Genomic DNA, 14,486 nt, shown 5'->3' with positions numbered 1-14,486 from the left:
TTCTCCGCCGTCCTTTCCGCCATGAGTCAGGGGGATTCACAGATCGAACCGGTCAAGAAAGCGTTCCGTACCGTCACGCCACCGTACCACGGCCGCCCGGACAGCGAGATGAACGCCATCGGTATCGCGCTGTTTCTCGGTCTGGTCGTCCTTATAATTCCGCTCTTGCCGTTTCTGGTCATCGTGTGGCTCATCTCGAAACTGACCGAGCAACTCGCGCAGAAAGCACCGATCGGCGAGGAAAGTAACTAGAATCCGACGAGGTCGAAGGGATAGCCGTTGTCGTTCTCGTTCGCGTGCTCGTAGACGACGTGGGCCGCCGCCACGTCCTGAATCGCCAACCCGGTGCTGTCGAAGACGGTGACGCCGTCCTCGTTCGTCCGGCCGTCCAGTTCCCCGACGACGATGTCGCCGATGTCGCCGTGGATGTCGTCGTCCGAGAGGACGCCAGCGCTGTACGGGACGTTGATTTCGCCGGAGTGGGTGGTCTGGGCGTGGTCGTCGATGACGAGTTTCGCGTTCAACAGGAGGTCGTCGGCGAGTTCGTGCTTGCCCTCCGCGTCCGCGCCCATCGCGTTAATGTGGGTGCGCTCGCCGACGGCCTCGCGGGAGACGATGGGTTCTTCGACCGGGGTCACGGTCGAGAGCACGTCGCACGAGGCGGCGTCCGAAATCGACCCGGCGCGAACGTCGAACTCGTCGTCGAAGTGGTCGATGAACCGCTCGACCGCCTCCTCGTCCAGGTCGCTGATGACGACCTCCTCGATGGGGCGCACCTCCGAGATGGCCTCCAACTGCGTGTAGGATTGGACGCCGGCGCCGATGAGACCCATGCTCGTCGCGTCCTCGACCGCGAGGTGGTCGGTCGCGACCGCCGCCGCCGCGCCGGTGCGCTTCATCGTCAGTTCGGTGCCGTCCATGATGGCCAGCGGGAACGCGGTTTCCGGGTCGCTGTAGATCATCGTCCCAATGACTGTTGGCAGGTCGAACCGATCCGGGTTGTCCGGGTGGACGTTCACCCACTTGATGCCAGCGGCGTCCCAGTCATTCGCCTCCAAGTAGGCGGGCATGGAGCGGAAGTCGCCGTTGTACTGCGGCAGGTCGATGTACGATTTCGCGGGCATCTGCGCGTCCCCGCGCGCGTAGGCCGCGAACGCGTCCTCGACGGCCCGGATGAGTTCGGGCATCTGAGTGTTCTCGTCCACGGCGTCCCGATTGAGCAGTAGCGTTTCCATACTCCGGAGGTTCCGATGGACACCACTTAGTTCCATCTTTTGCCCGGTTTCGGTGGTTCTCGGTTTACTCGCGGATATTTCGAAGAGAGGTTTCGAACGACCGCTCCGGAGGGGTCGGCGCGTCGCTCAGTCGCGTCCGCACCCGACGATTCGCACCTGGTTCCGTCCGGCCAATCCGTGCTCGCCGGACTCGTCCCGCTCCCAGCGGAGTTCGGCCTCGGACTCGTCGCCGTCGAACCCGGCGTCCCGAACCGGGAAGTGAAGGACGAGGTCGTCGGAGCCGTCCCCATCGACGTCTTCGACGTGTCCCTCGTGAACCGGCCGCGCGCCGCCGCCGGACCCGACCGCCTCGGGCGCACCGAATCGGTATCGTACGTCCTCGCCGGTGGGGTCGAACTCGTCCGTCCGGAGGACGGCGACGGGAACGACGCCGCGACTGCGCGGGTTGACGGCGTTCGAGTCGCTTCCCGGCTTCACGTCGATTTCGAGTTTCGTCGGGAAGTGGGCGACCGCGGTGCCGCCGAGCATCGGCACTCCGAGCGCGGTCACGGCGACGCCGACGCCGGTTTTCAGCAGTCGGCGGCGACTCGTTCGTCGTGCTTTCGTTCCGTCTCCGGTCGGATTGTTTTCGTTGGTAGACACGGTAGTCGAGAGTCCTCGCGTCGACCTGATAGCGATTCTGGCACGATTATCGAAAATACGCGTCACTGCTTCGGAACGTACCGAAAATGCACCGCCGACCGTCGTCCCTTCGAAAAAACGATGGATTTGCTCGGCAACGATTCGTCGAAACGGGCGCGGAAGTCAGTTTACGCCCGACTTCACATCGCGCCGCCCATGCCGCCCATACCGCCCATGCCGCCCATGCCGCCGGGGGCACCGCCGGGCGCACCGCCTTCGTCGCCGCCCTTGTCGGTGGACAGGTCGCCGGCGGAGATGATGTCGTCGATTTTGAGCACGAGGTTCGCGGCCTCGGTCGCGCTGGAGAGCGCCTGCTCTTTGGCGTGGGCCGGTTCGACGACGCCGCTGTCGAAGGTGTCCTCGACGTCGCCGCTGAAGACGTTCAGGCCGGCGCGCTTCTCGCCGTCCTCGTGGGCCGCGCGGAGGTCGACCAGCGTGTCGATGGAGTCCAGTCCGGCGTTCTCGGCGAGCACGCGCGGGACGAGTTCGAGCGAGTCGGCGAACGCCTCGACCGCGAGCTGCTCGCGGCCTTCGACGCTGTCGGAGTAGTCGCGGAGTCGGGAGGCGAGTTCGACTTCGATGGCTCCGCCGCCGGAGACGACGCGGCCGTCGCTGACGGTCTGGGCCACCACGTCGAGCGCGTCCGTGATTCCGCGCTCCAGTTCGTCGACGACGTGGTCGGTGGAGCCGCGCAGGAGCAGCGTCACGCCGTGGGATTCGTCGCCACCTTTCACGTAGAACAGTTCGTCGCTCTCGTCGCGGGTGACGCTCCCCGTTCCGACGTCGTCCTCGGAGGCGCTGTCGAGGTCGGAGACGATGTTGACGTTGAGGATTTCGCGGAGGAACTGGATGTCGCTCTTCTTGACGCGGCGGACGGCGAGGATGCCTTCCTTCGCGAGGTAGTGCTGCGCGAGGTCGTCGATGCCCTTCTGGCAGAAGACGACGTTCGCGCCCGTCTCCTTTATCTGCTCGACCTTCTCCTTCAACTGGGCCTCCTCGCGGTCGAGGAAGTTCTGGAGTTGGTTGGGGTCGGTGATGGAGACCTCGGTGTCAACGTCAGTCTCCTCGACCTCGACGGCCTCGTTGAGCAGGAGTACCTTCGCGTCCTCGACCGACGTGGGCATGTTGTCGTGGACCGGGTCCTTGTCGATGACGGCGCCTTCGAGCAGCTCGGACTCGCCCGCGGCGCGGCCGGTCTGCGTCTCGATGTTGACGTATTCGAGGTCGACGGTGCCGTCGACGGTGACGCCGCGAACCGCGTCCACGATGATCCGGCTGAGAGCCTCCTTGTTGAGCTCGGCTCCCTTACCGGTCATGCTGGTCTCGGCGACCTTGCGGAGGAGGTCTTCGTCCTCGGTGTCGACCTTCTCGGCGATGTCGTCTATCTCCTCGCGCGCCTTCTCGCTGGCGAGGTGGAAGCCCTTGATGACCGCCGTGGGGTGGATGTCCTGTTCGAGGAGGTCCTGAGCGTTCTTCAGGAGTTCGCCCGTGACCGCGACGGCGGTCGTGGTGCCGTCGCCCGCCTCGTCTTCCTGCGTTTCGGCGACCTCGATGATCATCTCGGCCGTCGGGTTGTCGATGTCCATCTCCTTGAGGATGGTGACGCCGTCGTTCGTGATGGTCACGTCGCCCATCGAATCGACGAGCATTTTGTCCATCCCTTTCGGGCCGAGCGTGGAGCGTACCGCGTCCGCGACGGCTCGGGCCGCGGTGATGTTGTGCTCTTGCGCGTCCTTGTCTTTGACGCGCTGGGCGTCCTCGGACATGACGATCATCGGCTGACCTTGCATTCGCTGACTCATAGTACAGGAGCGACTATGATTGCGATTCTATATAAACTTTTGCCAAGCGCCGTCGGCGCTCGTTCCGCGAACGCTTTCCGATCCCCGAAAAATCGCACGAATGCGGCGTTTATTCCGGACAACCGTGGTGGTGGTTAGCACGAGTCTATGTCGTCCGCCGGCCGTGCGAAACGACCGTTTATATACTCTCGCGGCGATGGCGGCGCTTTTCACGCCCCGCTCCGTATCTCGGCCGATGCACTCGCTCGACGGGTCGACCGGCGGCGGGCAACTGCTCCGGTCCGCGCTCTCGCTCGCGGCGCTCTCCGGCGAGTCGTTCCGGATGACCGGGATTCGAGCGAACCGTACGAACCCGGGTCTTCGAGCGCAGCACCTCGCCGCCGTCCGCGGCGTCGCACGCGCGTGCGACGCCGATATCCACGGCGACGCGGTCGGTTCCGAGGCGCTGACGTTCCATCCCGGTGCGACCGACGGCGGCCGGTTCGACGTGGACGTGGGCACCGCCGGGAGCGTCGCGCTCGTCTTCGACGCGCTGTTGCCGCTGGCGACGACGCTCGACCGACCGCTCGCCGTCACGGTCACCGGCGGCACCGACGCGAGATGGTCGCCGCCGGCCGAGTACTACCGCGAAGTCAAACTCCCCCTCTGTCGTCGGTTCGGGCTCCAGGCCGCGGTCGACGTCGCCCGAACCGGCTACTATCCGGCGGGCGGCGGCGAAGCGACGCTGTGGCTCGCCCCGTCCTCGCTCTCCGAAATCGAGTTCGCCGACCGCGGGTCGCTCGCGGGCGTTCGGGTGTACTCGAAGGCGTCGACGTCGCTCGCGGCGCAGAACGTCGCGGAGCGTCAGGCCGAAGCGGCGCGGGAACGACTCGGCGAGGCGGGCCACTCCGTCGCCGAGCGCCGAGTGACGTACGCGAAATCGAATTCGCCCGGCAGTTCCCTGCTCGTCCGCGCGGACTACGACCGCTCGCTGGCCGGATTCGACGCGCTGGGCGAACGGGGCGTTCCCGCGGAAGACGTGGCCGCGGGCGTCGTGGACTCGTTTCTCGACTTCGACGATGGCCGCGCTTCGGTCGACGAGCACGCGGCGGACCAACTGCTCGTGTTCCTCGCGCTCGCGGGCGGGCGCGTGTCGATTCCCCGCGTGACCGACCACGTCGAGACGAGCCTCGAACTGCTGTCCGCGTTCGGATACGACGTGTCGCTCGTCCGCGATTCCCGCCCGATTCTCGTCGCCGGTCAGACTTCCTCCGACACTTCCGTGTACCCGCGGTAGACGTTTCGCTGGTGGTAGATGTGGGCCGCTCCCGAGAGCGTCACCAGCGAACCGAGTCCGACGGCCCACAACGAGGTCGGAACGAGACCGAGCGGACCGGCGTTCAGCCACGCGCCGGCCGCGAGGACGAGGCTGATGCAACCCAGCGCGAAGTAGTACTCCGACCACGGGAAGTCGTTGTCGGGGACGAGTTCCAGGTACACGTCCAACATCCGGGCGCGCCCGGTCAGCGTGACGTTCCCGTGGGCCGGATCGTACTCGACGAAGCCCGTCTCGTCGAGTTTCGGGAGATGCGCCTGTTGGAGGGTGTTGTACACTCGTTTTCGCTGCTTGGAGGTCACTTCCTCGGTGCTCACGTCGTTCTCCCACGCCGCGATCTGCGTCGCCAGTTCGCCGATTTCGACCGACCCTTCGCACCGCCGGAGATGGTGGAGCGCGTACCGCCGCCGCCGATTGCTCAGCACTTGGAAGACGATATCTCTCGACAGCGCGGCGACCGTCCTCTCTGTCTCGCTCGTTCGCTCGTTCATCTATCGCTCGTCCGAATCAACCACTCGTTCTCGATAATATCAGCGAGTACACTTAATTTTTGGTACTATTCAACAGAAGTTCTCCGTGGCGAAGACGCGCCCGTTTTCGGCGTAGTAGACGCCGATTCCCTCGCGTTCCCAGTTCTCGGAGAGGATGTTCTTCCGGTGCCCCGTCGAGTTCATCCACTGCGAGACGACGCCCCGGGCGAGTTCCTCGGCGGTTCGGTGGCGCACCACCGACCCGTCGTCGGCTCTGACCCGCCGGTCGAAGTAGGTGTACGCGATGTTCTCGCCCGCGCCCCGAAGACAGTAGTAGCCCGCGTTTCGATAGCGGTCGCCGGGGTCGGTGCCGGAGGGCGAGACGTGCGCGAAGTAGTTCTCGCGGGCCATCTCGGCGCTGTGGTTGCGCGCGACGTCGCGCAGCGCGGCGTCGAATTCGAGGGGAGCGAGTCCCCGCTCGGTTCGCTCCTCGTTCACGTAGACGTGGATGTAGAACTCCACCCAGCGACGGAAGCGCGGGTCGCTCGGGTCGGTCAACGTCGACGGTCGGTCGTCGGGCACTTCGACGACTTCCGCTCCTTGGAGCGAATCGAGCGTCCCATCGCCGGGGACGGGATAGCCGGTGAGATACGCGCCGAAAAACAGCGTCGCGGCGAGGACGAGGACGAGCGGGGCGAGCGAGCGCATTCGTCCTTCCTTCGCCCCGACGAAAGATGAATCCCGTGCTCGGGTTTCGCTCCCTTCGAACCTCCCTCCTCCTCCCGCGGTCGACGTCCTCCCCGTTCCGTCGGATTCGTACCGTGGCGCGCATCCGACGAGCCGACGGTTCGGAAAATCGTCATAAATGGGGGAATTACGTCGGTCGCACCCGTATCTACACGCGCAGATGAGCAAAGCAACCTTCGAACTGTATCGGGACGCTCGCGGCGAGTGGCGCTGGCGACTGGTTCACGACAACGGGAACATCATCGCCGACAGCGGCGAAGGGTACGAACGGCGGGAGACGGCGAGAAACGGTATCGAGAGCGTTCGGGAGAACGCGCCCGGCTCCGCGGTCGAAGTGGTAGCGTAACCGCACTTCATCTCCTTTTTCTCGACGGAACTCGGTCGGCGACGCGACTCACTTACCGCGCGATTCGGCGCCACTGGCGCGAAGCGTCTTCACCAACTCCGCCGGGACGTACTCCAGCGATGTCGACCGCACGTACCGGATCTAAACCGCGAGATGGTTGTGGCGACGGGCATCGGGTGAACTGAAAGAGAGACGAATGACAGTGAATACGCTCCAGATGAACCAAACACCGGTGAACCAAAAAACGACGAACAGATGTCGATGAGCCCGAAGACGAGGATGAACAGCAGAACGCTCGTTTTGATGACGATGATCGGTTCGAGCGGCATACCGATCTCGACGATAATGGTGAACCCCCCCACGCTCATAGCGATTGGATCGCTATTTCGATACCCGTCGTGGACTTCGTAGGAGGCAGTGACGTTGGGAGTTAAACAATCGATAGAACGCCGGGACTGGGATTTGAACCCAGAATCCCGTAAGGGAACACGCTTTCCAGGCGTGCGCTTTGCCATTCGGCCATCCCGGCCCATCAATTCGTAACCGGGTGTCGCGTTTAAAGGCTTCTGTTCTAATCGAGGTACCCGTCCGCGACGTAGGTGAGGAGCGGCGCGCCGATTCCCACGACGAGCGCCGCGCCGACCTTCACCCCGAGCGGGTAGCGATAGTTCGTGTACAGTTCGTACCCCTGCAGGAGGACGAGAAAGGCGAGGACGCCGATGACCCCCCAGAGGAGACTCGACTTGACGCGGGGATCCACGCTCACTCGCTGCTGGCGATGGCTTCGATTTCGACGCCGACGCCCTTCGGGAGGTTGGCGACCTCGACGGCGCTCCGAGCGGGCGGGTTGTCCTGGAAGTACTCCTTGTAGGACTCGTTCATCTCGTCGAAGTTGGAGATGTCGTCCAAGAAGACGGTCACCTTCAACACGTCCTGCATGGTCAGCCCTTCCTCCTCGAGGATGCCCTTGACGTTCTCCAGACTCTGGCGCGTCTGCACCGCGATATCCTCGTCGTCCAGCAGGTCGCCGTCGGGGGTCATCGGAATCTGTCCGGCGGTGAACACGAGGTCGCCGTTCGTCGTCGCCTGACTGTACGCACCGACCGCCTCAGGGGCATCCTGCGTGCTGATGACGCGTTTCATACAGGTGTGTTCACCCGACGGAACTTAAACCTACGTCAAGAGGAGACGAAATTCAGACGAGAACTTCCACGTCGAAGCCGCTTTCGCGTAGCGATTCGAGCAATTCGTCGACGTGTTCGGGTCCGCGCGTTTCGAGGTCGAGCTCCACCTCCGTCGCGTTCATGCCGATGTCGCGGGAGGTGCGGTCGTGCTGGATTGCGTAGATGTTCGCCTGCGCCTCCGCGATGACGTCCAACAGTTCGCGGAGCGACCCGGGCCGGTCTTTGAGCACGGTCCGTATCTTCAGGTAGCGTCCCGTCTCGACCAGTCCGCGCATGATGACCGTCGTGAGCATGTTCATGTCGATGTTGCCGCCGCTCAACACCGGGACGACGACCTCGTCGTCGTCGTACTCGAACTTCCCTTCGAGGGTGGCCGCGAGGGAGACCGCGCCCGCTCCTTCCACCAGCGTCTTGCCGCGTTCGAGGAGGTAGGCGAGCGCCACCGCGGTTTCGGAGTCCGAGACGGTGACGACCTCGTCGACGCGGGACTCGATGACCTCGAACGTCCGTCGGCCCACGCTCCGAGTGGCGATGCCGTCCGCGATGGTGTCCACGCTCTCCAACGTCTGCACCGACCCCTTTTGGAGCGAGTCGGCGACGCTCGACGCGCCCTCGGCCTGCACGCCAACGATTCGCGCGTCGGGGTTGCGGCCCTTGACCGCGGTGGCGATGCCGCTGATGAGGCCGCCGCCGCCCACCGGGACGACGACGGTCTCGACCTCGGGCAGGTCGTCGAGTATCTCCAGTCCGATGGTTCCCTGCCCGGCCATCACCGCCTCGTCGTCGAAGGCGTGGACGTAGGTGCGCCCCTCTTCCTCCTCGATTCGGTGGGCTCGTTCGGCGGCGTCGTCGTAGTCCTCGCCGTGGAGGACGGTCTCCGCGCCGTAGCTCTGGGTCGCTCGAACCTTCGAGATGGGGGCGTGTTTCGGCATGACGATCTTCGAGTCCACGCCGCTCCGCGTGGCCGCGAGCGCGACCCCCTGCGCGTGGTTGCCCGCGCTGGCGGTGACGACGCCCGCCTCCTTCTCCTCGTCGGAGAGCGTTTCGATGCGGTTGGTCGCACCGCGAATCTTGAACGACCCGGTGCGCTGGAACGTCTCCAGTTTCAGGTGCACCTCCGCCCCCGTCATCCGAGAGAAGGTGTGAGAGTAGTCGAGCGGCGTGTGCCGAGCGGTCTCGGCCACCCGCTCTCGGGCCGCCAGCACGTCGTCGAATTCGAGCATGGTGGTCGGTAGTTTTCGGGGTCGCTTTATGGTTTGGGAAGTTTGGCGGGCGGTTCGAACGGCGGCGGGTTTCGGCGGCGTCTCCGCCGTCGTCCCCATCTTCCCGCGACCTGACACTCGTTTTCCGATACATCAATCCGGTAAGGAAACGCCTTTCCCCTCCCCGCCCCGCCTACGAAACGATGCAGGTCTCCGAGGTGGTTCCCGAGTTCGAGCAGGCGTTCTCCTTCGAGGAGTTCAACCGGATGCAACGCGAGATGCTCCCCGCGCTGCTCGAAAGCGAAGAGAACGTCGTCGCCAGCGCGCCCACGGCGAGCGGCAAGACCGCGCTCGCGGAACTCGCCATCTGTAAGGCGCTCCGCGACGGCGGCACCGCGCTCTTCATCGCGCCGCTCCGGGCGCTGACGAACGAGAAGGAAAGCGACTGGGAGCGATTCGAGGAACTGGGCCACTCCGTCTACGTCGTCACGGGCGAGCGCGACCTCAACCCGCGTCGGGCGGAGCGCGCCGACATCCTCGTGATGACGCCCGAGAAGACCGACTCCGCGACCCGGAAACACGACTCGGCGCGCTACTCCTTCATCACGGACATCGACTGCTGCGTCATCGACGAGGTACACCTCCTCGACTCCGAGAAGCGCGGCAGCGTCCTCGAGGTGACCATCTCCCGGCTGCGCCGGCTCTGCGACCCCCGAATCGTCGCGCTCTCGGCGACCATGCCGAACGTCGACGACGTGGCCGAGTGGCTGGACGCCCCGCCGGAGACCACCTTCGAGTTCGGCGACGACTACCGCCCGGTCGACCTCCACGCCGACGTGAAAACGTACACCCACGGCGACAACTCCTTCGCGGACAAGTACCGCCGACTCTACCGGGCGCTCGACCTCGCCGAACCGCACGTCCGCGACGACGGGCAGGCGCTCGTCTTCGTCGCCTCCCGACAGGACACCGTGCAAGCCGCGAAGAAGACCCGCGACGAAATCGCGGAGCGCGACCTGCCCATCGCCGCGCGCGGCGATTACGATTTTCACACCGAGACCCAGGAACTCCGGAACGAGACGCTCCGCAACTCCGTCCTCGACGGCGTCGCCTTCCACCACGCGGGACTGTCGAAGAACGACCGCGACCTCGTGGAGGAGTGGTTCCGGGCCGGGAAGATTCAGTTCCTCTTCTCGACCTCCACGCTCGCGTGGGGGGTCAACCTCCCCGCCCGGTGCGTCGTTCTGCGCGACACGAAGCTCCACGACCCCCTCGAAGGCGAGGTCGACATGAGTCCCCTCGACGTGCTCCAGATGCTCGGGCGGGCGGGCAGGCCCGGCTACGACGACGTCGGCTACGGCTGGGTCGTCTGCGACCACGCGGACGCCGACAAGTACCGTAAACTGCTCCGCGACGGAAAGGAGATAGAGTCCAGACTGGCGGAAGACCTCGATTCGCACCTCAACGCCGAGATCGCGATGGGCACCATCTCGGACTTGGAGGACGTGATGTCGTGGCTCGAAACGACGTTCTACTACGTCCGCGCGAGAAGCAAGCCCGACCGGTACGACTTCGAGAACCACCGCGAGCGCGTCCGGGCCACCCTCGAACGCCTCGTCGACCGCGGGTTCGTGGAGACGGGCGACGACCTCGGCATCGAGGGAACCCCTCTCGCCATGCTCGCCTCGAAGTTCTACCTCGACCTCGACACGGCGGAGCGATTCCGCGCGCTGTCCGAACGCGAGCACATCGACGCGCCCGCCGTCCTCGAAGCGGTCGCCGGGGCAGCGGAGTTCGACAGCGTGAGCGCCCGCCAGTCGGAGCGGGACGCCGTCAACTCCGTGCTCGTCGGACAGGACTCCGGCGACCTCGAGGCGGGCGGGCGGAAAGTACTCGCCATCCTCCGCTCCAGCATGACGGGGTCGACGCCCGGCGAACTCCGGAGCGACGCGTGGGTCATCCAGCAGAACGCGGTTCGACTCCTCGCCGCGCTCCGGGCCTTCCTGAAGCGACTCGACCGCCCCGCCGCCGCGAACCTCGTCACCCGCGTCGAAGCCCGCGTCGAGAACGGGGTGGGCGCGGACGCGGTCGGCCTCACCGCCATCGACGGGGTCGGCGCAGGCCGGGCGAGCAAACTGGCGACGGAGGGTCTCGAAACGCCCGCCGACGTGCGCGACGCCGGCGTCGACGGCCTCGTCGACGCGGGGCTCTCCGAGGGCGTCGCGGAACAGGTCGAAGCGAGCGCCCGCGACCTCCCCGACGTGGGAATCGAGTGGGGCGCGTTCCCCGAGCGCATCGCTCGCGGCGAGAACGACATGCAAGAAGTCGTCCTGCGGAACCGCGGACGGGGCGAGCAGGCGGCGGTCGAGGTCACCGTCAACGGCGTGGAGATGACCGCGAAGAGCACCTTCCTCGACGGGGAGACGACGGTTCCGGTCGGCGTCTTCGGCGGCACCGACGACGAGATGGAGTTCGTGGTTCGCGTCGCGTTCCCCGACCTCCCGCTCCTGCCGGTCACCGATTCTCGGTCGGTGCGCGTAGACTGAGCAGTTCGTCGCGCAGTTCGGCGGGCGACGAGACGATCACGTCCGCCGCCGAGAGGTCGAGTTCCTTCGCGCCGTTCGGGTAGCCGACGCAGTACGCTCCCGCCCGAACCGCCGACTCGACGCCGTTCTCCGAATCCTCGACCGCGGCGCACTCGTCGGCGCGTCGGTCGAGTCGCGCCGCCGCGTACTCGTAGATGGCCGGTTCCGGCTTGCCCGGTACGTCGATATCCTCGGCGCTCACGATCTCGTCGAACTCGAGGTCGAAGCGGTCGAGCACGATCTCTATCCAGTCGTGGGGCGACGAGGAGACGAGCGCGACCTCGACCCTTCGGTCGCGCAACTCGTCCAACAGGTCGTGATATCCGTCCATCAGCGCTACGTGCTCGCCGTAGATTTTCTTCGCGGCCTCGTCGTAGATGGCGACGAACTCCGCTTTCGTGGCCGTCGTTCCGTACTCCGAATCGAGGTAGTCGTATATCTCGCGGTAGTTCATCCCGGTTATCTCGTCGGCGGACACGTCGTCCACGCCGACCTCGGGGAAGATCGTCTCCTCCTCGAGTTCGACCCAGAAGTCCTCCGAGTTCACCACGACGCCGTCCATGTCGAACAGCACTGCGTCCATACCCTTTCCTTCTGCCGAGCGACCCAAAGCCCTTCGCCCGAACGTTTAAATCGGAAACCGCGACCACTCCGGGCCATGACCGACACGATACGCGTGTTCGCGGGCGACTGCACGATAACGACCGACGGCGACGCCGAGCGTCGCCGTCGCGGCGAGGTGGTCGCCGTGTTGAAACCCGACGATACCCTGCTCGTTCACGACGTGGACGGATACCAGCCGGTCGAGTGGCTGACGCGCGCCGAAACCGCCCGCGCGACGCTCGACGGCGACGTCTTCACCCTCGTCGCCGCGACGAGCGACCGCCGCCTTCGAGTGGACTGTCACACCTGCTACGGTATCTCCCGGTATCCCGGTTCGCAGGCGGGCATCCCGGTCGGCACCTGTCCGCACTGCGACGGCGCGCTCACGCGGGCGGACGGAACCGTCTCCTGTCTCGACTGTCGGCGGGAGTACCGCATCCCTCGCCGGGCGAGCGTCGGCGGGGACACCTGCGATTGCGGCCTGCCGACGATGCGCGTCGAGCGCGGCGAGCGGTTCGAACTCTGCATCGACCGCGACTGCGGGACCATCCTGGACGCGGTGCGGGCGCGATTCGACCGGGAGTGGGACTGCCCGGACTGCGGAGCCGACCTCCGAATACTACGGCGCGGCGGGATCATCGCCGGTTGCGACCGCTATCCCGACTGCGAGACCGCGTTCGGAGTTCCCGCGGGTAGAGTTGTCGAGTCCTGCGCGTGCGGCCTTCCCGCGTTCCGGACGCGAACCGGACGGCGGTGTCTCGACGGCGATTGCGACGCTCTCGAGTCGGGGGGACTGAGCGCGTGAAAAAGGCTGGAACATCGAAGCCGTAGCTACAGGTGGTCCGCGTTCCCCCGTTCGGTCGAATGCGGTCGCCCCCCGCATTCTGGGTGGGTGGGGACTCTCCTGTGAACCTGCGACGCCCGCGTCGCGCCCGAGTCAGTCTTCGGACGATGTGGTGCCCAAGTTCGAAACGAACTCGCCGATCGCCACGGTTCTTCGCGTTATCAGAGCGCCCATAGCACTAACTTCCTCGCATCCGTCTTCCCGCGCGTGCCACGAGAACAACTGATACAGGCGGCGGAGGAACTGAAAGAGGCCAGCGCGAGCGTTTCGGGCGAGACGAAAGACCGACTCGAATCGCAGGCGGAATCGCTCCGCGGTCTCGCCGAGGCCGAGCACGGCCCGGACCACGGTCGACTCGACCGAATCATGCACGTGCTCTCCGAACTGAAAAACGACGTGGACGAGGAGACGGCGGAGCGGATCGACAGCGCCTACGACCACGTGAAAGCGCACCGCGAGACCGTGAGCGGGGTGTGAGTCGTTCCGTCAGCAGACGGGTTTCGGGTTGACTCCCATCGACTCGAGCGATTCGGTGTACTCCTCGTAGGCCGCCGAAATAGCACCGCCGGCGGCTTCTTTCGCCTCGTTCCACTTCTCGTCGGTGTCGCACTCGTTCGCGAGCGCGGAGAGCGCGCCCTCCAACTGCTCGTCCAGGTCCCCCTTCAGGTCGCGGAACAACTGGGCCGTCTGCGGGTCGGCTTGCCCCGTGAAAAAGCCCGTCAGTTGCGATTTCGACTTCTCGCTCGCCAGCACGCGCCCGACGAGTCCGCCGAGACGCGCGCGGGTGTCGTCCAGTCCGCGCAGGTACTCGTGGAGAGCGGGCGTCTCGCCGGGTTCGTGGTCGTCCACTTTCCCGGCGACCCTCTCGTAGTGCTCCGCTTCGGTCTCCGCGAGGTCGGCGAACAACTCCTTCGCGTCCGCGTCGTCTTCCTCGTCTGCCCACCCCTCGAACGTTCGACGGGCGGCGCGTTCGGAGGTGGCGGCGGCGCGGAACACCTCGTCCGGTTCCATCTCGCCCCCCGTCGCGGCGTACAGCGACTTCGAAGAGCCGAGCCGCGAGAGGGCGGTTTCGTTCTCCTTGCGGACGGCTTCGACGAATTCGTCCGGGTTCATGCGTCGAGATACGGAGCCGCCGGGCTTGTAACCACCGACCCCGGAAAGAGACGGAACGCTCAGCGGCGTTCGTCCAGCGAGACGAAAGCGTCGGCGTCGGCGGTTATCCAGCGGGCCATCCGCTGTAGGCGGGTGGCCTCGGTCGGGAATATCGTGCACCTGTCCGGTCGGTCGTCGTACCCGACGACGACGGCCGACAGCTCGAACCGCGACGGGGTGGCGCTCGGTTTCGGTTCGGTCGGCTCGCCGGAGTCGAAACGGCCGGTCGTCTCGTCTTCGTGAGGGTTGATGGATGCCACGCTAGCGAGGTTCGACCGACTCTCGATAATCCCTGCTAGTTGTTCTCTATAGCGGTACGT

Annotated in this window: 17 protein-coding genes and 1 tRNA gene; 6 read left to right on the top strand and 12 right to left on the bottom strand. The window is 65.6% G+C overall.

Annotated elements, in window-relative coordinates:
* Positions 1 to 21: 21 nt before the first annotated feature.
* Positions 22 to 252: a DUF7535 family protein gene (locus LIX00_RS09325; RefSeq protein WP_227352918.1), complete on the top strand. Its 231-nt coding sequence runs from the start codon at positions 22 to 24 to the stop codon at positions 250 to 252.
* On the opposite strand, the gene LIX00_RS09320 is transcribed toward LIX00_RS09325, so the two are convergent.
* The 3 genes from LIX00_RS09320 to thsB form a co-directional block, all read right to left on the bottom strand.
* Positions 249 to 1,235: an ornithine cyclodeaminase family protein gene (locus LIX00_RS09320; RefSeq protein ID WP_227352917.1), complete on the bottom strand. Its 987-nt coding sequence runs from the start codon at positions 1,233 to 1,235 to the stop codon at positions 249 to 251. The genes LIX00_RS09325 and LIX00_RS09320 overlap by 4 nt on opposite strands.
* Positions 1,236 to 1,361: 126 nt before the next feature.
* Positions 1,362 to 1,877: a hypothetical protein gene (locus LIX00_RS09315; RefSeq protein ID WP_227352916.1), complete on the bottom strand. Its 516-nt coding sequence runs from the start codon at positions 1,875 to 1,877 to the stop codon at positions 1,362 to 1,364.
* Between the two features lie 179 nt (positions 1,878 to 2,056).
* A complete protein-coding gene (gene thsB, locus LIX00_RS09310; RefSeq protein WP_368410692.1) occupies positions 2,057 to 3,718 on the bottom strand; it encodes a thermosome subunit beta in 1,662 nt (553 codons plus the stop codon).
* A 235-nt stretch (positions 3,719 to 3,953) separates the two neighbouring features.
* On the opposite strand from thsB, the gene rtcA reads away from it, so the two are divergent.
* A complete protein-coding gene (gene rtcA, locus LIX00_RS09305; RefSeq protein ID WP_227352915.1) occupies positions 3,954 to 4,994 on the top strand; it encodes an RNA 3'-terminal phosphate cyclase in 1,041 nt (346 codons plus the stop codon).
* Here rtcA and LIX00_RS09300 read toward each other — a convergent pair.
* Both LIX00_RS09300 and LIX00_RS09295 read right to left on the bottom strand, forming a co-directional pair.
* Complete coding sequence (locus LIX00_RS09300; RefSeq protein ID WP_227352914.1) at positions 4,958 to 5,524, bottom strand: DUF7344 domain-containing protein; 567 nt, start codon at positions 5,522 to 5,524, stop codon at positions 4,958 to 4,960. The two genes, rtcA and LIX00_RS09300, sit on opposite strands and share 37 nt — an antisense overlap.
* Before the next feature lie 69 nt (positions 5,525 to 5,593).
* Positions 5,594 to 6,211, bottom strand: a complete 618-nt coding sequence (locus LIX00_RS09295; RefSeq protein WP_227352913.1) for a CAP domain-containing protein — start codon at positions 6,209 to 6,211, stop codon at positions 5,594 to 5,596.
* Between the two features lie 199 nt (positions 6,212 to 6,410).
* Here LIX00_RS09295 and LIX00_RS09290 point away from each other — a divergent pair, with 199 nt between their 5' ends.
* Positions 6,411 to 6,596: an HVO_2922 family protein gene (locus tag LIX00_RS09290; protein WP_227352912.1), complete on the top strand. Its 186-nt coding sequence runs from the start codon at positions 6,411 to 6,413 to the stop codon at positions 6,594 to 6,596.
* A gap of 447 nt (positions 6,597 to 7,043) precedes the next feature.
* Here the strand turns inward: LIX00_RS09290 and LIX00_RS09285 are convergent.
* From LIX00_RS09285 to ilvA, 4 genes are all read right to left on the bottom strand, one after another.
* A tRNA-Ser gene (locus LIX00_RS09285) sits at positions 7,044 to 7,125 on the bottom strand.
* A 42-nt stretch (positions 7,126 to 7,167) separates the two neighbouring features.
* Positions 7,168 to 7,356, bottom strand: a complete 189-nt coding sequence (locus LIX00_RS09280; RefSeq protein ID WP_227352911.1) for a DUF7981 family protein — start codon at positions 7,354 to 7,356, stop codon at positions 7,168 to 7,170.
* Between the two features lie 2 nt (positions 7,357 to 7,358).
* Complete coding sequence (locus LIX00_RS09275) at positions 7,359 to 7,739, bottom strand: Rid family detoxifying hydrolase (protein ID WP_227352910.1); 381 nt, start codon at positions 7,737 to 7,739, stop codon at positions 7,359 to 7,361.
* 52 nt (positions 7,740 to 7,791) lie between these two features.
* Positions 7,792 to 9,003 (bottom strand): threonine ammonia-lyase, encoded by a 1,212-nt coding sequence (ilvA, locus tag LIX00_RS09270; RefSeq protein WP_227352909.1) that lies wholly within the window; start codon positions 9,001 to 9,003, stop codon positions 7,792 to 7,794.
* A gap of 182 nt (positions 9,004 to 9,185) precedes the next feature.
* Here ilvA and LIX00_RS09265 point away from each other — a divergent pair, with 182 nt between their 5' ends.
* Positions 9,186 to 11,528 (top strand): DEAD/DEAH box helicase, encoded by a 2,343-nt coding sequence (locus tag LIX00_RS09265; RefSeq protein WP_227352908.1) that lies wholly within the window; start codon positions 9,186 to 9,188, stop codon positions 11,526 to 11,528.
* On the opposite strand, the gene LIX00_RS09260 is transcribed toward LIX00_RS09265, so the two are convergent.
* Positions 11,497 to 12,150 carry an HAD family hydrolase gene (locus LIX00_RS09260; protein ID WP_227352907.1) on the bottom strand — a complete coding sequence of 218 codons (654 nt, stop codon included), beginning with the start codon at positions 12,148 to 12,150 and terminating at the stop codon, positions 11,497 to 11,499. The genes LIX00_RS09265 and LIX00_RS09260 overlap by 32 nt on opposite strands.
* 75 nt (positions 12,151 to 12,225) lie before the next feature.
* Here LIX00_RS09260 and LIX00_RS09255 point away from each other — a divergent pair, with 75 nt between their 5' ends.
* Together LIX00_RS09255 and LIX00_RS09250 are read left to right on the top strand one after the other, a co-directional pair.
* The gene (locus LIX00_RS09255; protein ID WP_227352906.1) at positions 12,226 to 12,975 is read left to right on the top strand and encodes a topoisomerase DNA-binding C4 zinc finger domain-containing protein; all 750 of its coding nucleotides are present in this window, start codon (positions 12,226 to 12,228) and stop codon (positions 12,973 to 12,975) included.
* Positions 12,976 to 13,221: 246 nt separating this feature from the next.
* The gene (locus tag LIX00_RS09250) at positions 13,222 to 13,491 is read left to right on the top strand and encodes a DUF7553 family protein (RefSeq protein WP_227352905.1); all 270 of its coding nucleotides are present in this window, start codon (positions 13,222 to 13,224) and stop codon (positions 13,489 to 13,491) included.
* A gap of 9 nt (positions 13,492 to 13,500) precedes the next feature.
* Here the strand turns inward: LIX00_RS09250 and LIX00_RS09245 are convergent, their stop codons facing one another.
* Together LIX00_RS09245 and LIX00_RS09240 are read right to left on the bottom strand one after the other, a co-directional pair.
* Positions 13,501 to 14,127, bottom strand: a complete 627-nt coding sequence (locus LIX00_RS09245; protein WP_227352904.1) for a ferritin family protein — start codon at positions 14,125 to 14,127, stop codon at positions 13,501 to 13,503.
* A 59-nt stretch (positions 14,128 to 14,186) separates the two neighbouring features.
* Positions 14,187 to 14,426: a DUF7511 domain-containing protein gene (locus LIX00_RS09240; protein ID WP_227352903.1), complete on the bottom strand. Its 240-nt coding sequence runs from the start codon at positions 14,424 to 14,426 to the stop codon at positions 14,187 to 14,189.
* Between the last annotated feature and the right edge of the window lie 60 nt (positions 14,427 to 14,486).

The sequence above is a fragment of the Haladaptatus salinisoli genome, assembly GCF_020614375.1.
GTDB classification, from domain to species: Archaea; Halobacteriota; Halobacteria; order Halobacteriales; family Haladaptataceae; genus Haladaptatus; species Haladaptatus salinisoli.
The sequence above is the reverse complement of the archived record's forward strand: the minus strand, read 5'-3'. Positions and strand labels throughout refer to the sequence as shown.

What these genes read in the sequence shown, in the direction of transcription:
- LIX00_RS09325 (WP_227352918.1), top strand. Translation starts at nt 22, where the DNA reads ATGAGTCAGGGGGATTCACAGATCGAACCGGTCAAGAAAGCGTTCCGT.
- LIX00_RS09245 (WP_227352904.1), bottom strand. Translation starts at nt 14,127, where the DNA reads ATGAACCCGGACGAATTCGTCGAAGCCGTCCGCAAGGAGAACGAAACC.
- LIX00_RS09255 (WP_227352906.1), top strand. Translation starts at nt 12,226, where the DNA reads ATGACCGACACGATACGCGTGTTCGCGGGCGACTGCACGATAACGACC.
- LIX00_RS09295 (WP_227352913.1), bottom strand. Translation starts at nt 6,211, where the DNA reads ATGCGCTCGCTCGCCCCGCTCGTCCTCGTCCTCGCCGCGACGCTGTTT.
- thsB (WP_368410692.1), bottom strand. Translation starts at nt 3,718, where the DNA reads ATGAGTCAGCGAATGCAAGGTCAGCCGATGATCGTCATGTCCGAGGAC.
- LIX00_RS09290 (WP_227352912.1), top strand. Translation starts at nt 6,411, where the DNA reads ATGAGCAAAGCAACCTTCGAACTGTATCGGGACGCTCGCGGCGAGTGG.
- LIX00_RS09300 (WP_227352914.1), bottom strand. Translation starts at nt 5,524, where the DNA reads ATGAACGAGCGAACGAGCGAGACAGAGAGGACGGTCGCCGCGCTGTCG.
- LIX00_RS09265 (WP_227352908.1), top strand. Translation starts at nt 9,186, where the DNA reads ATGCAGGTCTCCGAGGTGGTTCCCGAGTTCGAGCAGGCGTTCTCCTTC.
- LIX00_RS09275 (WP_227352910.1), bottom strand. Translation starts at nt 7,739, where the DNA reads ATGAAACGCGTCATCAGCACGCAGGATGCCCCTGAGGCGGTCGGTGCG.
- LIX00_RS09320 (WP_227352917.1), bottom strand. Translation starts at nt 1,235, where the DNA reads ATGGAAACGCTACTGCTCAATCGGGACGCCGTGGACGAGAACACTCAG.
- LIX00_RS09260 (WP_227352907.1), bottom strand. Translation starts at nt 12,150, where the DNA reads ATGGACGCAGTGCTGTTCGACATGGACGGCGTCGTGGTGAACTCGGAG.
- rtcA (WP_227352915.1), top strand. Translation starts at nt 3,954, where the DNA reads ATGCACTCGCTCGACGGGTCGACCGGCGGCGGGCAACTGCTCCGGTCC.
- ilvA (WP_227352909.1), bottom strand. Translation starts at nt 9,003, where the DNA reads ATGCTCGAATTCGACGACGTGCTGGCGGCCCGAGAGCGGGTGGCCGAG.